Annotated in this window: 19 protein-coding genes, 1 tRNA gene and 1 pseudogene; 6 read left to right on the plus strand and 15 right to left on the minus strand. The window is 72.0% G+C overall.

Annotation, left to right across the window (positions count from 1 at the left end; genetic code table 11):
* The 3 genes and pseudogenes from IEZ03_RS37475 to IEZ03_RS02750 all read left to right on the plus strand — a co-directional run.
* A pseudogene (locus tag IEZ03_RS37475) lies at window positions 1-343 on the plus strand (cell division protein FtsK); the annotation flags it as partial.
* 65 nt (window positions 344-408) lie between these two features.
* The gene (locus IEZ03_RS02745; protein ID WP_184882432.1) at window positions 409-2,037 is read left to right on the plus strand and encodes a replication initiator; all 1,629 of its coding nucleotides are present in this window, start codon (window positions 409-411) and stop codon (window positions 2,035-2,037) included.
* Complete coding sequence (locus IEZ03_RS02750) at window positions 2,037-3,197, plus strand: site-specific integrase (protein ID WP_184882430.1); 1,161 nt, start codon at window positions 2,037-2,039, stop codon at window positions 3,195-3,197. Before IEZ03_RS02745 ends, IEZ03_RS02750 begins: the two co-directional genes overlap by 1 nt.
* Window positions 3,198-3,254: 57 nt before the next feature.
* Here IEZ03_RS02750 and IEZ03_RS02755 read toward each other — a convergent pair.
* From IEZ03_RS02755 to IEZ03_RS02785, 7 genes are all read right to left on the minus strand, one after another.
* Window positions 3,255-3,329, minus strand: a tRNA-Val gene (locus IEZ03_RS02755).
* A gap of 66 nt (window positions 3,330-3,395) precedes the next feature.
* Window positions 3,396-4,523, minus strand: a complete 1,128-nt coding sequence (locus IEZ03_RS02760) for a geranylgeranyl reductase family protein (protein ID WP_184882428.1) — start codon at window positions 4,521-4,523, stop codon at window positions 3,396-3,398.
* Window positions 4,520-4,939, minus strand: coding sequence for a CBS domain-containing protein (locus IEZ03_RS02765; RefSeq protein WP_184882426.1), 420 nt, complete (start codon window positions 4,937-4,939; stop codon window positions 4,520-4,522). Before IEZ03_RS02765 ends, IEZ03_RS02760 begins: the two co-directional genes overlap by 4 nt.
* Window positions 4,940-4,990: 51 nt before the next feature.
* A complete protein-coding gene (locus IEZ03_RS02770) occupies window positions 4,991-5,899 on the minus strand; it encodes a proteasome assembly chaperone family protein (RefSeq protein ID WP_221480623.1) in 909 nt (302 codons plus the stop codon).
* Between the two features lie 79 nt (window positions 5,900-5,978).
* Window positions 5,979-6,974 carry a CbbX protein gene (gene cbbX / locus IEZ03_RS02775; RefSeq protein ID WP_229807956.1) on the minus strand — a complete coding sequence of 332 codons (996 nt, stop codon included), beginning with the start codon at window positions 6,972-6,974 and terminating at the stop codon, window positions 5,979-5,981.
* Window positions 6,971-7,399: a ribulose bisphosphate carboxylase small subunit gene (locus IEZ03_RS02780; protein WP_132054470.1), complete on the minus strand. Its 429-nt coding sequence runs from the start codon at window positions 7,397-7,399 to the stop codon at window positions 6,971-6,973. The genes cbbX and IEZ03_RS02780 overlap by 4 nt, the downstream gene beginning before the upstream one ends.
* Window position 7,400: 1 nt before the next feature.
* Window positions 7,401-8,834, minus strand: coding sequence for a form I ribulose bisphosphate carboxylase large subunit (locus IEZ03_RS02785; RefSeq protein ID WP_184882424.1), 1,434 nt, complete (start codon window positions 8,832-8,834; stop codon window positions 7,401-7,403).
* A gap of 186 nt (window positions 8,835-9,020) precedes the next feature.
* On the opposite strand from IEZ03_RS02785, the gene IEZ03_RS02790 reads away from it, so the two are divergent.
* Complete coding sequence (locus IEZ03_RS02790; protein ID WP_221480622.1) at window positions 9,021-9,995, plus strand: LysR substrate-binding domain-containing protein; 975 nt, start codon at window positions 9,021-9,023, stop codon at window positions 9,993-9,995.
* Here IEZ03_RS02790 and IEZ03_RS02795 read toward each other — a convergent pair.
* Window positions 9,952-10,128, minus strand: coding sequence for a hypothetical protein (locus tag IEZ03_RS02795; protein WP_184882422.1), 177 nt, complete (start codon window positions 10,126-10,128; stop codon window positions 9,952-9,954). The two genes, IEZ03_RS02790 and IEZ03_RS02795, sit on opposite strands and share 44 nt — an antisense overlap.
* A gap of 122 nt (window positions 10,129-10,250) precedes the next feature.
* On the opposite strand from IEZ03_RS02795, the gene IEZ03_RS02800 reads away from it, so the two are divergent.
* Window positions 10,251-11,447, plus strand: coding sequence for a saccharopine dehydrogenase family protein (locus IEZ03_RS02800; protein WP_184882420.1), 1,197 nt, complete (start codon window positions 10,251-10,253; stop codon window positions 11,445-11,447).
* On the opposite strand, the gene IEZ03_RS02805 is transcribed toward IEZ03_RS02800, so the two are convergent.
* Both IEZ03_RS02805 and IEZ03_RS02810 read right to left on the minus strand, forming a co-directional pair.
* Window positions 11,434-12,597 (minus strand): GAF domain-containing sensor histidine kinase, encoded by a 1,164-nt coding sequence (locus IEZ03_RS02805; protein ID WP_184882418.1) that lies wholly within the window; start codon window positions 12,595-12,597, stop codon window positions 11,434-11,436. The genes IEZ03_RS02800 and IEZ03_RS02805 overlap by 14 nt on opposite strands.
* Window positions 12,594-13,253 carry a response regulator gene (locus IEZ03_RS02810; protein WP_184882416.1) on the minus strand — a complete coding sequence of 220 codons (660 nt, stop codon included), beginning with the start codon at window positions 13,251-13,253 and terminating at the stop codon, window positions 12,594-12,596. The genes IEZ03_RS02805 and IEZ03_RS02810 overlap by 4 nt, the downstream gene beginning before the upstream one ends.
* Window positions 13,254-13,446: 193 nt before the next feature.
* On the opposite strand from IEZ03_RS02810, the gene IEZ03_RS02815 reads away from it, so the two are divergent.
* Window positions 13,447-14,412 (plus strand): phosphoribulokinase, encoded by a 966-nt coding sequence (locus IEZ03_RS02815; RefSeq protein WP_184890466.1) that lies wholly within the window; start codon window positions 13,447-13,449, stop codon window positions 14,410-14,412.
* 111 nt (window positions 14,413-14,523) lie between these two features.
* Here the strand turns inward: IEZ03_RS02815 and IEZ03_RS02820 are convergent, their stop codons facing one another.
* The 5 genes from IEZ03_RS02820 to IEZ03_RS02840 form a co-directional block, all read right to left on the minus strand.
* Window positions 14,524-15,582, minus strand: coding sequence for an ion channel (locus IEZ03_RS02820; protein ID WP_184882414.1), 1,059 nt, complete (start codon window positions 15,580-15,582; stop codon window positions 14,524-14,526).
* 158 nt (window positions 15,583-15,740) lie between these two features.
* Window positions 15,741-16,118, minus strand: coding sequence for a hypothetical protein (locus IEZ03_RS02825; RefSeq protein WP_184882412.1), 378 nt, complete (start codon window positions 16,116-16,118; stop codon window positions 15,741-15,743).
* A gap of 60 nt (window positions 16,119-16,178) precedes the next feature.
* Window positions 16,179-16,637 carry a peroxiredoxin gene (locus tag IEZ03_RS02830; protein ID WP_184882410.1) on the minus strand — a complete coding sequence of 153 codons (459 nt, stop codon included), beginning with the start codon at window positions 16,635-16,637 and terminating at the stop codon, window positions 16,179-16,181.
* Between the two features lie 116 nt (window positions 16,638-16,753).
* The gene (locus IEZ03_RS02835; RefSeq protein WP_131954932.1) at window positions 16,754-17,182 is read right to left on the minus strand and encodes a DUF3052 domain-containing protein; all 429 of its coding nucleotides are present in this window, start codon (window positions 17,180-17,182) and stop codon (window positions 16,754-16,756) included.
* 366 nt (window positions 17,183-17,548) lie between these two features.
* On the minus strand, window positions 17,549-17,956 hold the full coding sequence (locus tag IEZ03_RS02840) for a YjbQ family protein (protein WP_184882408.1): 408 nt from the start codon (window positions 17,954-17,956) through the stop codon (window positions 17,549-17,551).
* Window positions 17,957-17,987: the final 31 nt, after the last annotated feature.

Here is a 17,987-nt window from a genome sequence, read left to right on the forward strand (position 1 = left end):
GCTTGCGGTGCTCACCTCGCAGGGCCGGTCGGTGGGGTACTGCGTCATCGGCGCTCAGCAGGACGCGCGCAAAGAGGTCAACAACCTGCGCAACCTGTTCCCCGACCGCATCGCCCTGCGCCTGGACGAAGACGAACAGGTCGACATGGTGCTCGGTGACGGTGCCCGCGACCGCGGCGCCCTGGCCGACCAGATCTCATCGGTTCCGGAGGTCGGCGCGGGGGTCGGGTTCGTCCGGCTGGAAGCCTCACCTGACCCGCTGCGGGTCCGGGCGGCGTACGTCTCCGATGCCGATATCCGGGCGATGGTCGCGCTCGGCCTACCCGATGTGGAGGCGGCGTGACCAAACCCCCTACCCGCATCACCCAACCCGCCCTCGACGCCCCAGACGAGCCTGCACCGGAACCGGTGGTCAAGACGCTGCCTCCGCTGGCGCGGGGGGTGCTGGAAGCGGTCGCGGTCGAACACGGCGTCTGTATCCGCCCCGTACCGATGCGGCGAGTTGACCTGAACACGGGTGCGGCCGAGGTGGTGTATGTCCCGTGCGGGCACACCCTGGCCTCGGTGTGCCCCTCGTGCGCCGAACGCAAGCGCAAGCTCCGCGCGGTCCAGTGCCGTCAAGGCTGGCACCTGACCGAAGAACCCGTCATCACGCGCGCTGACCCGGACGAGGAACAGCGGGCGTGGATGGAGATGCGGGCGCACGCTGCGGCGGCCCGTGACCATGCGTCCGAGGACGGGACGGCGGACGGGGAAGACGCCGAGTTCTGGGACGCGGTCATTCGGGACCTCGACAACGAGCTTGAACGCACGGGGGTGCGCGGTGCCCTCAAGACGGACGGGAGTAAGAGCCGGCGGACGCGGTCGACTCGTAGGCGGCAGGATGCGCCGGACCTTCCTCGGCGGCCGGTCGACTCCCGCACGGTCGGCAAGGTGTTCCGGGGCCGTGACGGTAAGGCGTTTCGGCCGTCGATCTTCCTGACCTTGACGTTGGACTCCTATGGGCGGGTGCGCTCGGACGGAACCCCGGTCGACCCGGACACCTATGACTACACGCGGGCCGCGCGGGACGCGTTGCACTTCTCCAAGCTGGTCGATCGGTTCGTGCAGAACCTGCGCCGGTTCGTCGGCTACGACGTGCAGTACTTCGCGGCCGTCGAACCCCAGCGGCGGCTCGCGCCCCACCTGCACATGGCCATACGCGGAACCATCTCCCGCGCTGAACTGCGGCAAGTGGTGGCGGCCACCTATCACCAGGTGTGGTGGCCCTCGACCGATCGTGTCGTCTTCGAGGGGGAGCAACTCCCTGTCTGGGATGAGGCAGCCGGTCCAGAGGGCGGGTACCTCGACCCGACTACCGGCGAAGTCCTCCCGACGTGGGATGAGGCGCTTGATGCCCTCGGCCAGGACCAGGACGCCGAACCCCTGCACGTGGTGAAGTTCGGGCGGCAGATCGACGCACAAGGCGTCCTGGCCGACTCCCCGCAGTCCCGCAAGCTCATCGGCTACCTGACCAAGTACCTCGTCAAGGGCGTCGCCGAATGCCACAACGCCGAAACCACCGCGCAACGCGAACACGTCGACCGGATGGCCGAAGCACTCCGCTACGAGCCCTGCTCACCGACGTGCGCGAACTGGCTGCGCTACGGCGTCCAACCCAAGAACCCCCGCAAAGGCATGACGCCCGGCTACTGCAAGGGCAAAGCACACCGACGCGAACACCTCGGCTACGGCGGCCGACGTGTGCTCGTCTCCCGCAAATGGTCGGGAAAGACCCTGGCCGATCACAAAGCCGACCGCAAGGCGTGGGTGCTGGCCCGGCTGGCTGAGGCCGGTGTCCCCGTCGTCAACCCGGCCGACCCGAACGCCGTGCACGTCTGGGAACGGGCCGGGCCTGGCGACCCGGACGTGAAACCCGCAGAACAACGCCTACTGCTGCTGATCAACGAACGCATCCAACGGCGTCGGCAACTCGACCAAGCGACCAACACCCCCACTCCCGAACTTTCGGCAACTACGAGCAGAGAGGCCGCTTGATGGCGAACAGGAGGGGCAAGCGCCGGTTCGGAAGCGTCCGTCAACTCCCCTCGGGGCGCTTCCAAGTCAGGTACCAAGGGCCGGATGGCAAGATGCGCTCGGCCGGAACAACGTACGCTTCCAGGCGTGAGGCGGAACGCCAGCTCTCGCTGCTGGAAGCGAAGCTAGTCGCCGGCGACTGGACGGACCCGCAACGGGCAAAGGTGAAGCTCTCCGAGTACGCGGCCAAGTGGATCACAGAGCGGCCGGAACTTCGGGCGCGCACGGTGGAGATCTACACGGGACTTCTCCGCCGTCACATCACGCCGTATCTCGGCAATGTGTCCCTCGGCAAGATCGACACGCCAACCGTCCGCGAGTGGCGGGCAAGCCTGATCAGTGCGGGCGTCGGGGCCTCCGAGGTGGCAAAGGCGTACCGGCTGCTGCGGGCCGTGCTTATGACGGCGACCGATGACATGATCATCGTGCGCAACCCGTGCCGGATCAAAGGTGCCGGTGAGGAGAAGCCGGATGAGCGGCCGGTGCTGACGGTCGCCCAGGTCTTCCAGCTCGCTGAGATGGTTCCTGAGCACCTGCGGGCGCTCATCCTCCTTGCGACCTTCGCAAGCCTCCGTTGGGGCGAGGTCGCCGCGCTGCGCCGCATGGACCTCGCCCTCAACGCCATGACGGTCACCGTCCGGCAAGCACAGGTCGAACTGGACTCCGGCGAACTGATCATCGGGCCGCCCAAGTCACAGGCGGGCCTGCGGACGGTGGCACTCCCTCAAGCGATCATCCCCGACCTGCGGCGGCATCTCGGCAACTTCACCGATCCCGAGGATGACGCTCTGATCTTCACGGGCAAGCGCGGGGGCGTCCTGCGGCGGCCGAACTTCCGGCGGGCTACCAAGTGGGGTGAGACGGTGGCCAAGCTCGGCGTGCCGAACCTCCACTTCCACGACCTCCGGCACACCGGGAACACGTTCGCGGCCGAGTCCGGCGCGACGCTCCGCGACCTCATGGAGCGCATGGGACATGACAGCGTGCGGGCCGCGCTGATCTACCAGCACCGGACGGCGGGCGGTAACCGGGCGATCGCCCAAGCCATGGACGGCATGATCAACAACGCCAACCCGGATGACGACGATGGGGCGGCCGGAACGCTCGCGCTCGTCGGCTAATGGCACGCTAATGGCACGAACCCCCTGTTTCCATGATCGGGAACAGGGGGTTTCTGCTGGTGGGCGCGGCAGGTTTCGAACCTGCGGCCACTCGCTTGTAAGGCGAGTGCTCTACCCCTGAGCTACGCGCCCGGTGTTGACGGGAAAGCGTACCCGGTCGGCTGGGGGCATCGCGAAACGGACGGGTTCGGGGAGAGGTCAGGTGGTGGTGCGGGGTTGGAAGGCGCCTACGGTTTGTAGGGCGTAGCGCATCAGGGTCGGGTGGCGGAGGCCCTGGTGGGTGGCCAGGTGCATGATGCGAGGGTCGGCTATGGCGCGGGTGAAGGCTCGGCCGCGGGTGAAGGGGCCGCCGTTGGCCTTCTTGAGGGCGGACGGGTACTTCCGGAGAACTTCCTCAGGGGACGGGGACGAGAGCGCCGTGGTGATGACGTCGGCGGCTATGCGGGCGGCCTCCAGGGCGTAGGCGATGCCCTCGCCGGTGGACGGGTTGATCATGCCGCCGGAGTCGCCCACCAGGAGGAGGCCCGGGAGGTAGTGGGGGCGGCGGCTGAAGCCCATGGGGAGGGCGGCGCCGCGCAGGGGGCCCGTGGCGTTGTCCTCGGTGAGGCCCCAGGCGGGCGGGAGGGTCGTCAGCCAGCGGGAGAGGAGGCTCCGGTAGTCGGGGTGGTCGGTGCGCAGGAGGGCCACGCCCACGTTGCAGGTGCCGTCGCCCATGCCGAAGATCCAGCCGTAGCCGGCCGGGGCCAGGTCCAGCCAGATCTCCAGGTGGGCGTCGTCGTGGCGGGGGCTGCGGAAGTAGCGGCGGCCCGCGATGCCGATGGGGCGGGTGGCGGACGGGCGCAGGCCCAGGGCGACCGAGAGGCGGGAGGAGGCGCCGTCCGCGGCTATGACCAGGCGGGCCTCGTGGGTGCCCGTTTCGGTCTTGACGCCTGTCACGCGGCCTCTCGCCTGGAGCGGGCCGGTGACCTTGGTGTTCTCCTGGAGGGTGGCACCGGCGGCGACCGCCTGGCGGGCCAGGAGTCCGTCCAAGTCAGCGCGGGAGCGGGTGAGGCCGTGCGCGTCGGGCCAGTCGATTTCGAGGCGGCGGCCGGCGCCGATGAGGCGGATGCCCTTGTTGGGGAACCAGCCCGGGGCGTCCAGGTCGATGCCGAGCGTGCGGAGTTCCTGGACGGCGCGGGGCGTGAGGCCGTCGCCGCAGACCTTCTCGCGGGGGAACGAGGTCTTCTCCAGGAGGAGGACGTCCAGGCCGGAGCGGGCCAGGTGGCAGGCGACCGCTGATCCCGCGGGTCCCGCGCCGACCACGATGACGTCGCGGTCCGCGGTCACGTGTTCGGGGGTTCGGCGCTGATGTCGGCGAGGGCCGAGCGCTCGTCGCGCTGGACGGCCAGGTCGCCGATGGACACCATGCCGATCGGGCGGTCGCCGTCGACCACGGGAACGCGGCGGATCGCGTGCCGCCGCATCAACTGGACGGCCGTGTCGGCGTCCTCGCCGGGCGCCACGGTGATCAGGTTGGTGCTGCAGACCTCGGCCACGGCGGTGCCGGTCATGTCCTTCTGGAGGGCGACGGCGCGGACGACGATGTCGCGGTCGGTGACCAGGCCGCGCAGCCGTCCCTCGTGCACGACCAGGACGTCGCCGATGCCGTGCTGCCGCATGAGGTCGCCGACCTCCGCCAGGGACGTGTCCGGGGACACCGCCACCGGAACCGGCGTCATCACCTCGTTCACCTTCTGGGCCATCGTGCGAACCTCCCCTCAAGGCTCGCCTACCCGAGGCGCGGCGGGATATGTCTAGGAGGGCGAGTCGGGCCCGTCCTGTTCGGCGAGGAAGCGCTCGAACTGGGCGCCGAGCTCGTCGGCGGTGGGCATGTCCCCCGATTCGGCGAGCAGGTTGTCGCGCTCGGCGGCGCCCGCGAACGCGTCGTACTGCTGCTCCAGGGCCCGGACGACCTTCTCGACCTCGTCGTTGCCGTCGACCTGCTCGGCGATGTCGGCGTCGGTGGCCGCGGCGGCCTCGCGGAGCCGCTCGACGGGCAGCGCGAGCCCGGTGGCGTCGATGACCCCCTCCAGGGCGGCGACGGCGGCGGCCGGGTAGGCGGACTGGGCGAGGTAGTGCGGGACGTGCACGGCGAGGCCGAGGGCGTCGTGGCCCGCCTCGCCGAGCCGCAGTTCGAGGAGGCCGGCGGCGCTGCCGGGGACCTGGACCTTGTCGAACCAGGAGTTCCGGGTGACCAGCTCCGGCCGGGTGGCGTGCGAGGTGACGCCGACCGGGCGGGTGTGCGGGACGCCCATCGGGATGCCGTGGAAGCCGACGACGAGCTCCACGCCCAGGCGCTTCACGAGGTGCAGGACGGCCGCGGTGAAGCCCTCCCACAGCCGGTCGGGTTCGGGCCCGGACAGCATCAGGAACGGGCTGCCGGCCTCGTCGCGCAGCAGCCGGACGACCAGCTCGGGCGCCTCGTAGGAGGCCCAGTGGTCGCGGTCGAACGTCATCGGCGGGCGGCGGGCCCGGTAGTCGATCAGTGAGTCGACGTCGAAGCGGGCGATGACGCGGTGTTCCAGCGCCTCCAGGAGGTGCTCGCGCACGAGCTGCCCGGTGGATCCGGCGTCAACGAAGCCGTCGAGGCTGTGCAGCAGCACCGGACCCGTCATTTCCGGCAGGTCGGCGTCGAGCTCGTACAGCTCCTCAGGGTTAAGCAACTTATCCCCCACCTCTGATGTCGTCCGTCACAACATTAGGACATGCGGGGGCCCATCCCTTTAACGGACGTGACACCGGTCACCCGAAGACGCGGCTGGCGAGGAAGTCTTCCGGGTGGAGGGTGGTGAGATCTTCGCGTCCGACGTCGCCGCCCCGGGCGAGGAGCCGGTTGGCGTGCCGGAGGCGGGCGCGTTCGATGGCGTTGCGGACGGAGCGCGCGTTGGCGAAGCGGGGCTGCGCACGGCGGCGGGAGAGGTAGTCGCGGAAGACCGGCTCGGTCTCGGGGGCCAGGCCGTAGCCCTCCCGGTCCATCATCAGGTGGCCGATCGCCTCCAGCTCGTCCGGCTCGTAGTCGGGGAAGTCGATGTGGTGGGCGATGCGGGAGCTCATGCCGGGATTGGACGCGAAGAAGGAGTCCATGCGGTCCTTGTAGCCGGCGAGGACGACGACCAGGTCGTCCCGCTGGTTCTCCATGACCTGGAGGAGGATCTCGATGGCCTCCTGCCCGTAGTCCCGCTCGTTCTCGGCGCGGTAGAGGTAGTACGCCTCGTCGATGAAGAGGACGCCGCCCATGGCCCTCTTCAGGACCTCCTTGGTCTTGGGGGCGGTGTGGCCGACGTACTGGCCGACGAGGTCGTCGCGGGTGACGGAGACCAGGTGGCCGCGGCGGACGTAGCCGAGGCGGTGCAGGAGTTCGGCGAGCCGCAGCGCGACGGACGTCTTGCCCGTCCCGGGCCCGCCGGTGAAGCACATGTGCAGGTTGGGGCGTCCCGAGTCGATGCCGAAGCGGGCCCGGACGCGGTCGACCAGCAGCAGCGCGGCGATCTCCCGGATGCGGGTCTTGACCGGCGCGAGGCCGACGAGCTCGCGGTCCAGGGCGTCCAGGACGCCGTCGACCTGGGAGTCGGCGCGTTCCCGGGCGAGGTCGACGCGGGCTCCGGGCGGCAGCGGCTCGGCTCCGGGAGGGAGCGGCTCGGCTCCGGGGGTGAACGGCTCCCCGGCGGCGGGAGGCGGGGTGGGGGCCGCCGCCGGGGAGCCGTTCTGGCGCATCCCGAAACCGGGGCGTTCGCTCAACGTCCCGCCCCGTACCGGTCGCCCTCGGGGCGGTCCAGCGCGTACGGGTGGAGGGTGTAGCGGACGCGCCGGTCGGACGTCTCCTCGCGGTCGAGGCGGAACCCGGGCTCCTCGGCCGGGCGCTGGACGATGAACTGCAGCGCGGTCGTCTGCCGCCCGTAGCTCGCGTCGTAGGCGTTCAGCCGGATGTAGTGGCCCGGGTACGCCTTGCGGCACTCGTTGATCTCGTACAGGACGCCTGCCGGGTCGGTGAGGTCGAACATGGGCAGGCCCCACATCTCCCAGTAGGAGTTGCGCGGGTGCGGGTCGTCGGTGAACTCGACCGAGCACGGCCAGCCCTGGCCGAGGGCGTAGCCGGCCTGCGCGGTGATCTCCTCGTCGGTGAGGTCGGGCAGGTAGGAGAAGGTTCCTTGGGTGATCCGCATGTCACACGCTCACTGGGGTCTCGACGACGTCGGGTGTGTCGGTGGACTCGTAGGTGAAGGTGATGTCGCCCCAGGTGGACAGGGCGACGTCCAGTTCGCGGCTGTTCTTGGCGGCCGCGCGGAGGATGTCGGGGCCCTCGGCGAGGTAGTCGCGGCCCTCGTTGCGCGCCTTGATCATCGCTTCGAGCGCGACGCGGTTGGCGGTGGCGCCGGCCGCGATGCCCATCGGGTGGCCGATCGTCCCGCCGCCGAACTGGAGGATCGAGTCCTCGCCGAGGTAGTGCAGGAGCTGGTGCATCTGGCCGGCGTGGATGCCGCCGGACGCGACGGGCATCGTGCCCGGCATCGACGCCCATTCCTGGTCGAAGTACAGGCCCTTCACGGGGTCGGCCTCCACCCTGTCCAGGCGGAGGGTGTCGTAGTAGCCGCGGACGCTGTTCGGGTCGCCCTCCAGCTTGCCGACGACCGTCCCTGCGTGGATGTGGTCGACGCCCGCCAGCCGCATCCACTTGGCGATGACGCGGAAGTTGACGCCGTGGCTCTTCTGCCGCGTGTAGGTGGAGTGGCCGGCGCGGTGCAGGTGCAGGAGGACGCCGTTGGCCCGCGCCCATTTGGCCATCGACTGGATGGCCGTGTAGCCGATGGTGAGGTCGATCATCACGATGACGCTGCCGAGTTCCTTGGCGAAGTCGGCGCGCTCGTACATGTCCTCCATCGTCCCGGCGGTGACGTTGAGGTAGTGGCCCTTGACCTCGCCCGTCGCGGCCTGCGCCCGGTTGACGCCCTCCATGCAGTAGAGGAAGCGGTCGCGCCAGCGCATGAAGGGCTGTGAGTTGATGTTCTCGTCGTCCTTGGTGAAGTCGAGGCCGCCGCGGAGCGCCTCGTAGACGACGCGGCCGTAGTTGCGCGCGGACAGCCCGAGCTTCGGCTTGACGGTCGCGCCCAGCAGCGGGCGACCGAACTTGCCGAGGTACTCGCGCTCCATGACGATGCCGTGCGCGGGGCCCTGGAACGTCTTCACGTAGTGGGCCGGGATCCGCATGTCCTCCAGGCGCAGCGCCTTCAGCGCCTTGAACCCGAAGACGTTTCCGATGATGGACGACGTCAGGTTCGCGATCGACCCCTCCTCGAACAGGTCGAGGTCGTAGGCGATGTAGGCGATGAACTGGTTCTCCTGCCCTGGGACGGGCTCCACCCGGTAGCACTTGCCCTGGTAGTTCTCGTAGGACGTGAGCCTGTCCGTCCACACCACCGTCCAGGTGGCGGTGGACGACTCGCCCGCGACCGCCGCGCCCGCCTCCTCGGGCGGGACGCCCTCCTGCGGGGTGATCCGGAAGGCGGCGAGGATGTCGCTGTCCTTCGGCTGGTAGTCCGGGCGCCAGTAGCCCATCTCGGCGTAGGGGATCACGCCCGCCGACCATCTGCCTGCGCTCATCGCCGCTCTCCTTAAGCCCGAGGTCGGATCACGGGGCGCGGCGGCCCGCCCCGGTGAAGGACGGCATGCCCCAGGGGTCGGGGCGGGCGCCGCGTCCCGGCCACGTGGACCGTGAACAGTTCGAGCTTCGCCCCCCGACACTTGTGATGTCCATCAAGTGTTCTACGGTGACCATTAAGCGTTCACTTGAGCGAGGAGGGCGGGCGGGTGACCGAGGCGCGGTTGCGGACGTTCGTCGCGCTCGCCGACACGGGGTCGGTGCGGGCGGCGGCGCGGCGGTTGTACGTGACGGAGTCGGCGGTGTCGGCGGCGGTCGCGGCGCTGACCCGTGATCTCGGCGTCCCGCTCGTCCGGAAGGAGGGGCGCGGGCTGCGGCTGACCGCCGCCGGGGCCGCCTACGCGGGGTACGCGCGGCAGGTCCTCGGGCTGCTTGAGGAGGGGCGGGCCGCGGCGCGCGGCGCGGCCGACCCGGGGCGCGGGACGCTGCGGCTGGCGGCGGTGACGACCGCCGCCGACCAGCTGCTCCCGGAGCTGCTCGCCTCCTTCCGGGAGCGCTGGCCGGACGTCGAGCTGACGCTGGAGGTCGGGCCGCGCCGCCAGGTGTGGAGCAGCCTCGCCGCGCACGAGGCCGATCTGGTGCTGGCCGGGCGCCCGCCCGCCGGGCTCGCGGCGACCGTCCTGGCCCGGCGCCCGAACGAGCTGGTCGTCGTGGGCGCGCCGCATCTCGCGGACGGGTTCACACCGGCGGGCACGCCGTGGGTGATGCGCGAGCCGGGTTCGGGGACGCGGGCGAGCGCGGACGCCTACCTGGCCGAGCGGGAGGCGTCGCCGCCGCGGCTCGTGCTCGGCTCGAACGGCGCGGTGATCGCGGGCGCGGCGGCCGGGCTCGGGGTGGCGCTGGTCTCGCGGGACGCCGTCGGGTCCGAGCTGGACGCGGGACGCCTCGTCGTCGTCGACGCGCCGGGGATGCCCCTCGACCGGCCCTGGCACGCGGTGGGCGGGGCCGCGCCGTCCGCGACGACGCTGCTGTTCGTCCGGCACCTGCTGGACGCCCCGGGCTGGAGTGCGCCGGGTGGCAGCGGACCGGATCGAAACGGGCACGAAAGCGCCGCCGAGGCTACGGGAGGCTCCAGAGCGGCACCGACAGCAGGGCCAGACTGACCGCGATCAGGATCATCGCGACGGTCCGGCCGCCTTCGTCCGCCGGGACGGTCTCCCGGCGGGTCACCAGGAACAGGAAGCCCGCGAAGAATCCCACGGCGGCGAGATCCATCGCCACGGCCAGCCCGGTCACGCCACCACCCCCTCGACTGATCAAACCCTAGACGAGTGCGGTCGCTCACATCGCCGCGCCACCGCGCACGAACGGCACCGGACAGGACAGAATCGGGTTCGGAAACCGCGAAAGGGGCAACGATGACCGCCGACCGAAAGCCCGGCCCGGACCGCCCGTACGACCTGGTCCTCTTCGGCGCCACCGGGTTCACCGGCGCCCTGACCGCCGAGTACCTGGCCCGGCACGCCGATCCCGGCACGCGCTGGGCCCTCGCCGGACGCAACGAGGCCAAGCTGGCGTCCGTCCGCGAGCGGCTGGCCGAGCTCGACCCCGCGTGCGCCGACCTTCCGCTGCTGCACGCCGACAGCGGCGACGCCGCGTCCATCGAGGCCGTCGCGAACTCGGCGCGTGTCGTCATCACCACCGTCGGCCCGTACGCCAAGTACGGCGAGCCGCTGGTGGCGGCGTGCGCGCGCGCCGGGACCGACTACGTGGACCTCACCGGCGAGCCGACCTTCGTCGACCGGATGTACGTGAAGTACCACCGGGAGGCGGAGCGCAGCGGCGCGCGGATCGTGCACGCCTGCGGGTTCGACTCCGTCCCCCACGACCTCGGCGCCTACTTCACGGTGAAGCAGCTCCCGGAAGGCGTCCCGCTCCACGTCGAGGGGTTCGTGCGCGCCCGCGCGGACGCGTCCGGCGGCACGCTGCACTCGGCGATCGGCGTGTTCGCCGACCCCGCGGGCCTGGTGCGCGCCGAGCGGGAGCGCCGCGCGATGGAGGAGCGGCCCGCCGGGCGGCGGGTGCGCGTCTCGCGCCGCCCCGCGCCGAAGGCCCGGCTCGCGGGCGGCTGGACGCTGCCGCTGCCCACCCTCGACCCGCAGGTCGTCGTCCGTTCCGCGGCCGCCCTGGACCGCTACGGCCCCGACTTCTCCTACGGCCACTACGTCGCCGTCAAGCGGCTCCCCGTCGCCGCGGGGATGGCGGCGGGCGCCGGGGTGGTGGCCGTCCTCGCGGCGCTGCGGCCGACCCGCGGGCTGCTGCTGCGGCTCCGCGCGCCGGGCGAGGGCCCGTCCGCGGAGCAGCGCGCCCGCAACTGGTTCAGCGTGAAGTTCGCCGGCGAAGGGGGCGGCCGGCGCGTGGTCACCGAGGTCGCGGGCGGCGACCCCGGCTACGGGGAGACCGCCAAGATGCTCGCCGAGTCGGCGCTGTGCCTGGCCCATGACGACCTCCCGGAGACCGCCGGTCAGGTCACGACCGCCGCCGCGATGGGCGACGCCCTCATCGAGCGGCTGACCAGGGCGGGGATCGCGTTCCGGGTGCTCAGGACGGACTGACCCCGCCCCGGTGCCGCCCGGGGATGGGGATCACGGCCTCGACGGTCGTCCCGGCCGAGGGCCTGCTCGTCACCGCGACCCGCCCGCCGAGCAGTTCGGCGCGCTCGCGCATGCCGCGCAGGCCGTAGGAGTCGGGGCGGCTTCCGCGGCCGCCCTGCCCGAGGACGTCCCGCACCGGGAACCCGATCCCGTCGTCGCGGACCTTCAGCCTGACCCGGTCGTGGGAGTGCTCCAGCAGCAGGTCGACGCAGGTCGCCTGCGCGTGCCGCAGGCAGTTGCCGACCGCCTCCTGCGCGATCCGGTACAGCGCGGTCTGCACGTGGTCGGGCAGCGCGTCCTCCAGTTCGCCCTCGACGGTGACCGTCACGTCGAGCGGGCCGGACGGGCCGGGGCCGTCCCCCGCCTCGCGGGCGAGGGTGGCCAGCGCCGCCGACAGGCCCAGGTCGTCCAGCACGGGCGGGCGCAGCCCGCCGATCGCGGCGCGGGTCTCGGCCGCCGCCAGCTCGCACAGCCGGCGCGCCATCATGATCTGCGCGAGTCCCTCGGGGTGGTGCTCGGGCATGGCCCGCTCGGCCGCCGACAGGTGGAAGCCGAGGCTGGCGAGCCGCTGCGCGATGCCGTCGTGGATCTCCCGGCTCAGCCGGGACCGCTCGGCCTCCTGCGCCTGCACGGCCCGCTCCGCGAACCGCTCGGCGGAGTGCTCCCGCTCGCGGGCGGTGCGCAGCCGGCGGCACGAGCACAGCACGGGCGCGAACAGGCCGGCGAGCGCGGTGACGAGCTCCAGGTCCTCGGGCGGCGGCGCCCCGGCCGAGCGGACGTCGATTACCGCGATCACGGTGCCCTCGCTGTGCACCGGGACCGCGGCGCCGCGCCCGTCCGGGTGCCGGCGTGGCCGACCGTGCGCGGCGACCCAGCCGACGTCGCCCTCCCCCAGCGGGACGGGCGGGCCCTTCCACTCCAGGACGCGCTCGTCCTCCGCCAGGACGTACACGTCGCAGAACGTCAGCGCCCGCGCCGACCGGACGACCAGCCCGGCCAGCTCCTCGGCCATCCGCGGCAGCTCGCGGGCGGAGCAGGCCGCCGCCACGACGCGGACGAGCAGGTCGGTCCCGCGGCCCGCGAGCAGTTCCAGCGGCCCGGCGCCCGTCACCGGAACAGCCCCTCGCGCAGCGCGACCGCGATCGCGGCGGACCGGTCGGTCACCTCCAGCTTGCGGTAGAGCGCGCGCAGGTGGCTCTTCACGGTCTCCTCGCTCAGCACGAGCCGCGCCGCGATCGCCTTGTTGGACAGGCCGCCCACCAGCAGCGACAGCACCTCGCTCTCGCGCTGCGTGAGGCCGCGGTTGGCGCCGGGCCAGAACTCGCCGCGGGTCAGCCGGGCCGCGGTGACCGCCATCCGGCCCGCGAGCGTCGCGTCGACGACCGTCTCGCCCTGCGCGACCTCCTCCAGCCGCCGGACGAGCTCCGGGCCGTCCACCCGCTTGAGCAGGTACCCGCCCGCCCCGGCCCGCAGCGCCTCGAAGACGTACTGCTCGTCGTCGTACACCGACAGGAACACCACCCGGGTCTCCGGGACGTGCCCGGTGATCCGGCGGCACAGGTCGAGGCCGCTCTCCGGCCCGAGCCGCACGTCCAGCAGGACGACGTCGGGACGCAGCGTGGTGACCAGCCGGGCGGCGTCGTCCCCCGTCCCCGCCTGTCCGACGACGCGTACGCGCCCGGAGAACCCGGCCAGCATGGCCTGCAGCCCGGCGAGGATCATCTCGTGGTCGTCGACCAGGACGACGCGTACGGGGACGCTGCTCATTCCCGCACGATAACAACCGGAAGCTACTCACCAGTAGGCCGACCCGGGCGGAGATGCGGAGGCTTCCTCCGCCGTTTCACCCCCGCACTCCCCTAGATGGGGGAAGTGTCACCCGCCGTCCACCCCGTACTCTCCTAGACGAAAACCGGTTTCCGCAGGACGGAGGAGCAAGGTGCCCCATCGGATCGTGCATATGCTCCGGGCGCGGGGAGCGGGCCGCCGCCCCGTCATGCTCGCCATCGCGGGCGACAGCGCCGCCGGCAAGACCACCCTCACCCGGGGGCTCGTCCAGTGCCTGGGAGCCGACCGGATGACGGCGGTCTGCGTGGACGACTACCACCGCTACGACCGCGCCGAACGCGCCGGGAAGCCGTTCACGGCGCTGCACCCCGACTGCAACCACATCGACATCATGGAGCAGCACCTGCAGCTGCTGTCGATGGGCGAGCCGATCCTCAAGCCCGTCTACGACCACTCCACCGGCGAACTCGTCCGCCCCGAGCTGGTCGAGCCGCGCGACTTCGTGATCGTCGAGGGGCTGCTCCCGCTGCACACCCGGATGGCCCGCGCCTGCTTCGACATCACCGTCTACCTCGACCCGCCGGAGCCGCTGCGCCACTCGTGGAAGGTGCGCCGCGACTGCGCCAAACGCGGGTACACGCCAGAGCAGGTGATGGCCGAGCTCGACCGCCGCGAGCCCGAGAGCGCCGCCTACATCCGTCCCCAGCGCAAGCACGCCGACATCGTCGTGCGGTTCGCGCCCGTCGCCGGGCGGCTCGACCCGCCCGGCACCCCGCTGTCCGCCGAGCTGCTGCTCCGCCCCACGATCGACCACCCCGACCTGGCGGACGTCCTGGACAGCGGCCCCGCCGGCGTAGGCGCCGACCGGACCGAGACGGCGATGCACCTGCGCCTGCACCGCGACACCGACGGGCGCCCCGTCGACGCGCTGCACGTCCACGGATACGTCTCCCCGGAGGAGTCGCAGGTCGTCAAGAAGGCCATACTGGAACACCTCGGCCCGCGCGCCGGCACGGCCCTCCCCGACCCCGGGGTCCTCGGCCACCTCGGCGACGCGGGCACCAGCGACCCCCTCGCCATCACGCAGCTCCTGCTGCTCTACCACCTGCTGGACGCCGACCACCGGCAGGCGGCCTGACCCCGCGAGCGCGCGGGGAGGCCCCGGAGCCTCGGACCTGTGCTCCGGGCCGCGCGCGACGCGGCAACCGGGAGGGCGCCCCAGCGGGCGCGCGGGCGCCCTCCCGGCCTTTCACAGCTCGTGCCAGGGGACGTCGGGACGGGTGCGGGCCACCACCGCCAGGGCCTGGCCGCCGCGGACCATCTCGTCCGGGGCGGCGGTCAGCCGGAACGTGGTGTCGGGGCGATGCGACTCGCCGACGGCGAGCAGGGTACTGCCGCGCCGCAGGAGAAAGATCGCGACGTCCATCCGGGACCACTCGCCGGCGTCCTCCGGGATGTTCACCCGGTACAGGGCGCCGTCGGCGTCCAGGGTGCTGGCGAGGTTGTGGTAGATCGCGGCGATCCCCGGGTTGCGGATCGCGGCCGCCACCACGGCGGAGTCGTCGATGTCGACCGGCTCGATGTCCGCGCCGATCAGCCGCAGCGCCTCGGTGATCTCCACGCGGCGGTTGCCCTCGTGCACCCCCGCCAGCAGGTGGACGGCCGGATCGCCCTTGCGCCGCAGGTACGCCTCCACGCCCAGCATCACCCGGACGGTCTCGTCGTCGGTGTGGCCGACGACCACCACGGTCTTGGCGGCCTCCAGGCACGCACGCTCGTAGGCCGTCTCGCCGAAGGCGACCACGTCGTACAGGTCCGGATCGGGATTCTCGCCCGTCAGCTCGTCCGGCCAGAAGATCGCGACGACGGGAGTCCTGGCGAACTCCCGGTCCGCGCGGAGCTGGCCGATGATGGCCCGCAGGCCGTCACGGTGGTAGCCGACCATCACGATGTGCCGCTTCAGGTGCAGCCGCGCTTGGCCGTTGGCCCTCATCGTCCGTCCCTTCCCCATCCAGAGAGTCAGCTCGGCGAACATCACGAGCCCGGCGGTCAGCCCCGCCCCGATGATGATCACGCCGCCGATGCGCCCGCCGGTCGTGGCCGGGGCCAGATCGCCGTAGCCGGTCGTGGTGCCGCTGACGAGGAAGTACCAGATGTACTCGTGCGGCTTCGCGATGTCGGCGCCGGGCTCCTCGAACAGCGCCATCAGCAGCCAGCCCACCACGAAGGCCGCGGCCAGGACGAGCGCGGGCACGCGCCAGGACCGCCCGGTGATCCGGTTGACCAGCTGCATCAGCACGATCGGCATCCGCGCAGCGTGGCAGGATGCGGATTTTCGCGTCAAGTACGAAAGCCGTGGTCGGCGCGGTGATGCAGCGCGGATCGGGAGCACGGCGGCGAGAACGGCCGCCGGGTGGCCGAAGGGGCTTGCGCCGTGCTCAGAGCGCCGTGCTCAGAGCGCCGTGCTCAGAGCGCCGGGCCGCGTTTCAGGACGCGGCTGAGGGCCGCGGCCACCTCCGCGGAGAGGTCGCCGTCGGCGGCACCGCCCGGTGGGGCGCCCGGTGGGGCGCCCGGCGGGGCGCCCGGCGGGGCGCCCGAACGGACGAGGTCGGCGGGGGCGGCCTCCCGGGTGTGCCCGCAGTCGCGGCACTCGACCTCGCCGAGCCGGCACACCAGGGCGGCCGAGCCGCAGGCCGAGCAGCGGTCGAGATCGTCCGCCCAGTCGCGGACGGCCTGGCAGCCGGGGCAGATCAGCACCTGCCGATCCGCCCGGACCCCGCGCTTCCACGGGCTCGCGCCGCGCACGGGGTCGGTCTGCCGCGCCCCGCACCGGAAGCAGGGCATCACACCTCCAAGGGTGCGGGGACCGGTTCCGGCCACGCGGCCGGTGCCGGTCCGATTCGCTCAGAGCCCGGCGAGCGCCTTGCGGTACTCGTCGATGTCGCGTGCGTCCGGGATCGCGTTGACGACCTTCCAGCGGACCACGCCCTCGGTGTCGATGATGAAGGTGCCGCGCACGGCGACGCCCTTGCCCTCGTCGAACACGCCGTAACGCTGCGCCGTCCCGCCGTGGGGCCAGAAGTCCGACAGCAGCGGGAACCGGTACTTCTCCTGGTCGGCCCAGGCGCGCAGCGCGAACATCGAGTCGACCGAGACCGCCAGCACCTGGACGTCGTCGCCGCCCAGCGTGGGCAGCTCGTCCCTGATCTGGCACAGCTCGCCGGTGCAGACGCCGCTGAACGCCAGCGGGTAGAACACCAGGACGACGTTCTTCTCGCCGCGGAATTCCGACAGCCTCACCGGGGTGCCGTGCTGGTCCTTCAGCTCGAATTCCGGGGCGGCGTCGCCCACCTCAACAGCCAAGACCTCTCCCGCCGTTCCGTCCCCGCCCGCGGCGGGATCACACCCCGCCCCCCACCGGCGTGGGGGACGGGATCAGTCTGCCACCCCGCGCCGCCCGGGTCGCCGGGCGCCGGGGGCTACTTGCGGACCTTGGGCGCGACCAGCCGCGTTCCCGACCACTCCTTGGCGGCGCTGACGCTGCTGGTCTGGGACAGCCCGGCCGTCTGCGCGGCCTCGCCGATGTCGCTGGGCTCCACGTGCCCGTCGCGGCCCGCCTTGGGCGTCAGCAGCCAGATGTTGCCGCCGCCGGTGAGCGGGATCATCGCGTCGGTCAGGCCCTCGAACAGGTCGCCGTCCTCCTCGCGCCACCACAGCAGCACGACGTCGACCACGTCCTCGTAGTCCTCGTCGACCAGCTCGTTCCCCGTGACGGCCTCGACGGACTCCCTGAGCTCCTCGTCGACATCGTCGTCGTAGCCGATCTCCTGCACCACCTGGCCCGCCTTCAGGCCGAGCCGTTCGGCCAGGCTGCGCTCAGACTGCGCCTGACCCGCGGTCGCGCTCACGAAAGTCCTCCCATGGTCGTCAAGTCCGCACGGTGTCGTGCATGTATCTGTTCCGGCCCCCGGGACGGGTGGCCCGCCCGCACCTGTGCGGTGTTTGCGGGACAGTCCACACAAGTGAGGGCCCCTAGCGCAAGTGTCTTCCCGGCTTTTGGTGGCCTCATTGGCCCGATTACGGAAATCGCTGTGACAGCGCCCCCACGCAGGGTGACACGCGGTCCGCTCATCCCGGCCCCCCGTGAGGGATCCCGTTCGTTGCGCTCATCCGGGCGCTTCGTGGGGGGACGACCCCCCACACCCCCCGGTTCGCGGCGCTCATCCGGGCGCTTCGTGGGGGGACGACCCCCCACACCCCCCGGTTCGCGGCGCTCATCCCTTTAGGAACGACAACCGAATCTCACGATCGGGGTTGTCGACGTTGAGGTCCACCAGAGCGACCGACTGCCACGTCCCGAGCGCGAGCCTCCCGCCGATCACCGGCAGGGTCGCGAACGGCGGGACGAGCGCGGGCATCACGTGCGACCGCCCGTGTCCCGGGGAGCCGTGCGCGTGCCGCCAGCGGTCGTCCGCCGGCAGCAGGTCCCCGAGAGCGGCCAGGAGGTCGTCGTCGCTGCCCGCCCCCAGCTCGATGATCGCCACGCCTGCGGTGGCGTGCGGGACGAAGACGTGCAGCAGCCCGTCGCCGCCCGCCGACGCCGCGAACCGCTCGCACTCCGCAGTGATGTCGTGCACGACCTCGCGCGCCCCGGTCGTCACGCGGACCACGGTGCTCTCCATGATCCCCGGCATACCCGATCCGCGGCCCCGG

The organism is Actinomadura livida, assembly GCF_014648675.1.
Taxonomy (GTDB): Bacteria; Actinomycetota; Actinomycetes; order Streptosporangiales; family Streptosporangiaceae; genus Spirillospora; species Spirillospora livida.

Excerpts from the sequence above, each read along its gene's own strand:
- IEZ03_RS02750 (WP_184882430.1), top strand. The coding sequence starts at position 2,037 with ATGGCGAACAGGAGGGGCAAGCGCCGGTTCGGAAGCGTCCGTCAACTC.
- IEZ03_RS02765 (WP_184882426.1), bottom strand. The coding sequence starts at position 4,939 with ATGGCCCAGAAGGTGAACGAGGTGATGACGCCGGTTCCGGTGGCGGTG.
- IEZ03_RS02780 (WP_132054470.1), bottom strand. The coding sequence starts at position 7,399 with ATGCGGATCACCCAAGGAACCTTCTCCTACCTGCCCGACCTCACCGAC.
- IEZ03_RS02785 (WP_184882424.1), bottom strand. The coding sequence starts at position 8,834 with ATGAGCGCAGGCAGATGGTCGGCGGGCGTGATCCCCTACGCCGAGATG.
- IEZ03_RS02800 (WP_184882420.1), top strand. The coding sequence starts at position 10,251 with ATGACCGCCGACCGAAAGCCCGGCCCGGACCGCCCGTACGACCTGGTC.
- IEZ03_RS02810 (WP_184882416.1), bottom strand. The coding sequence starts at position 13,253 with ATGAGCAGCGTCCCCGTACGCGTCGTCCTGGTCGACGACCACGAGATG.
- IEZ03_RS02815 (WP_184890466.1), top strand. The coding sequence starts at position 13,447 with ATGCTCCGGGCGCGGGGAGCGGGCCGCCGCCCCGTCATGCTCGCCATC.
- IEZ03_RS02820 (WP_184882414.1), bottom strand. The coding sequence starts at position 15,582 with ATGCCGATCGTGCTGATGCAGCTGGTCAACCGGATCACCGGGCGGTCC.
- IEZ03_RS02825 (WP_184882412.1), bottom strand. The coding sequence starts at position 16,118 with ATGCCCTGCTTCCGGTGCGGGGCGCGGCAGACCGACCCCGTGCGCGGC.
- IEZ03_RS02840 (WP_184882408.1), bottom strand. The coding sequence starts at position 17,956 with ATGGAGAGCACCGTGGTCCGCGTGACGACCGGGGCGCGCGAGGTCGTG.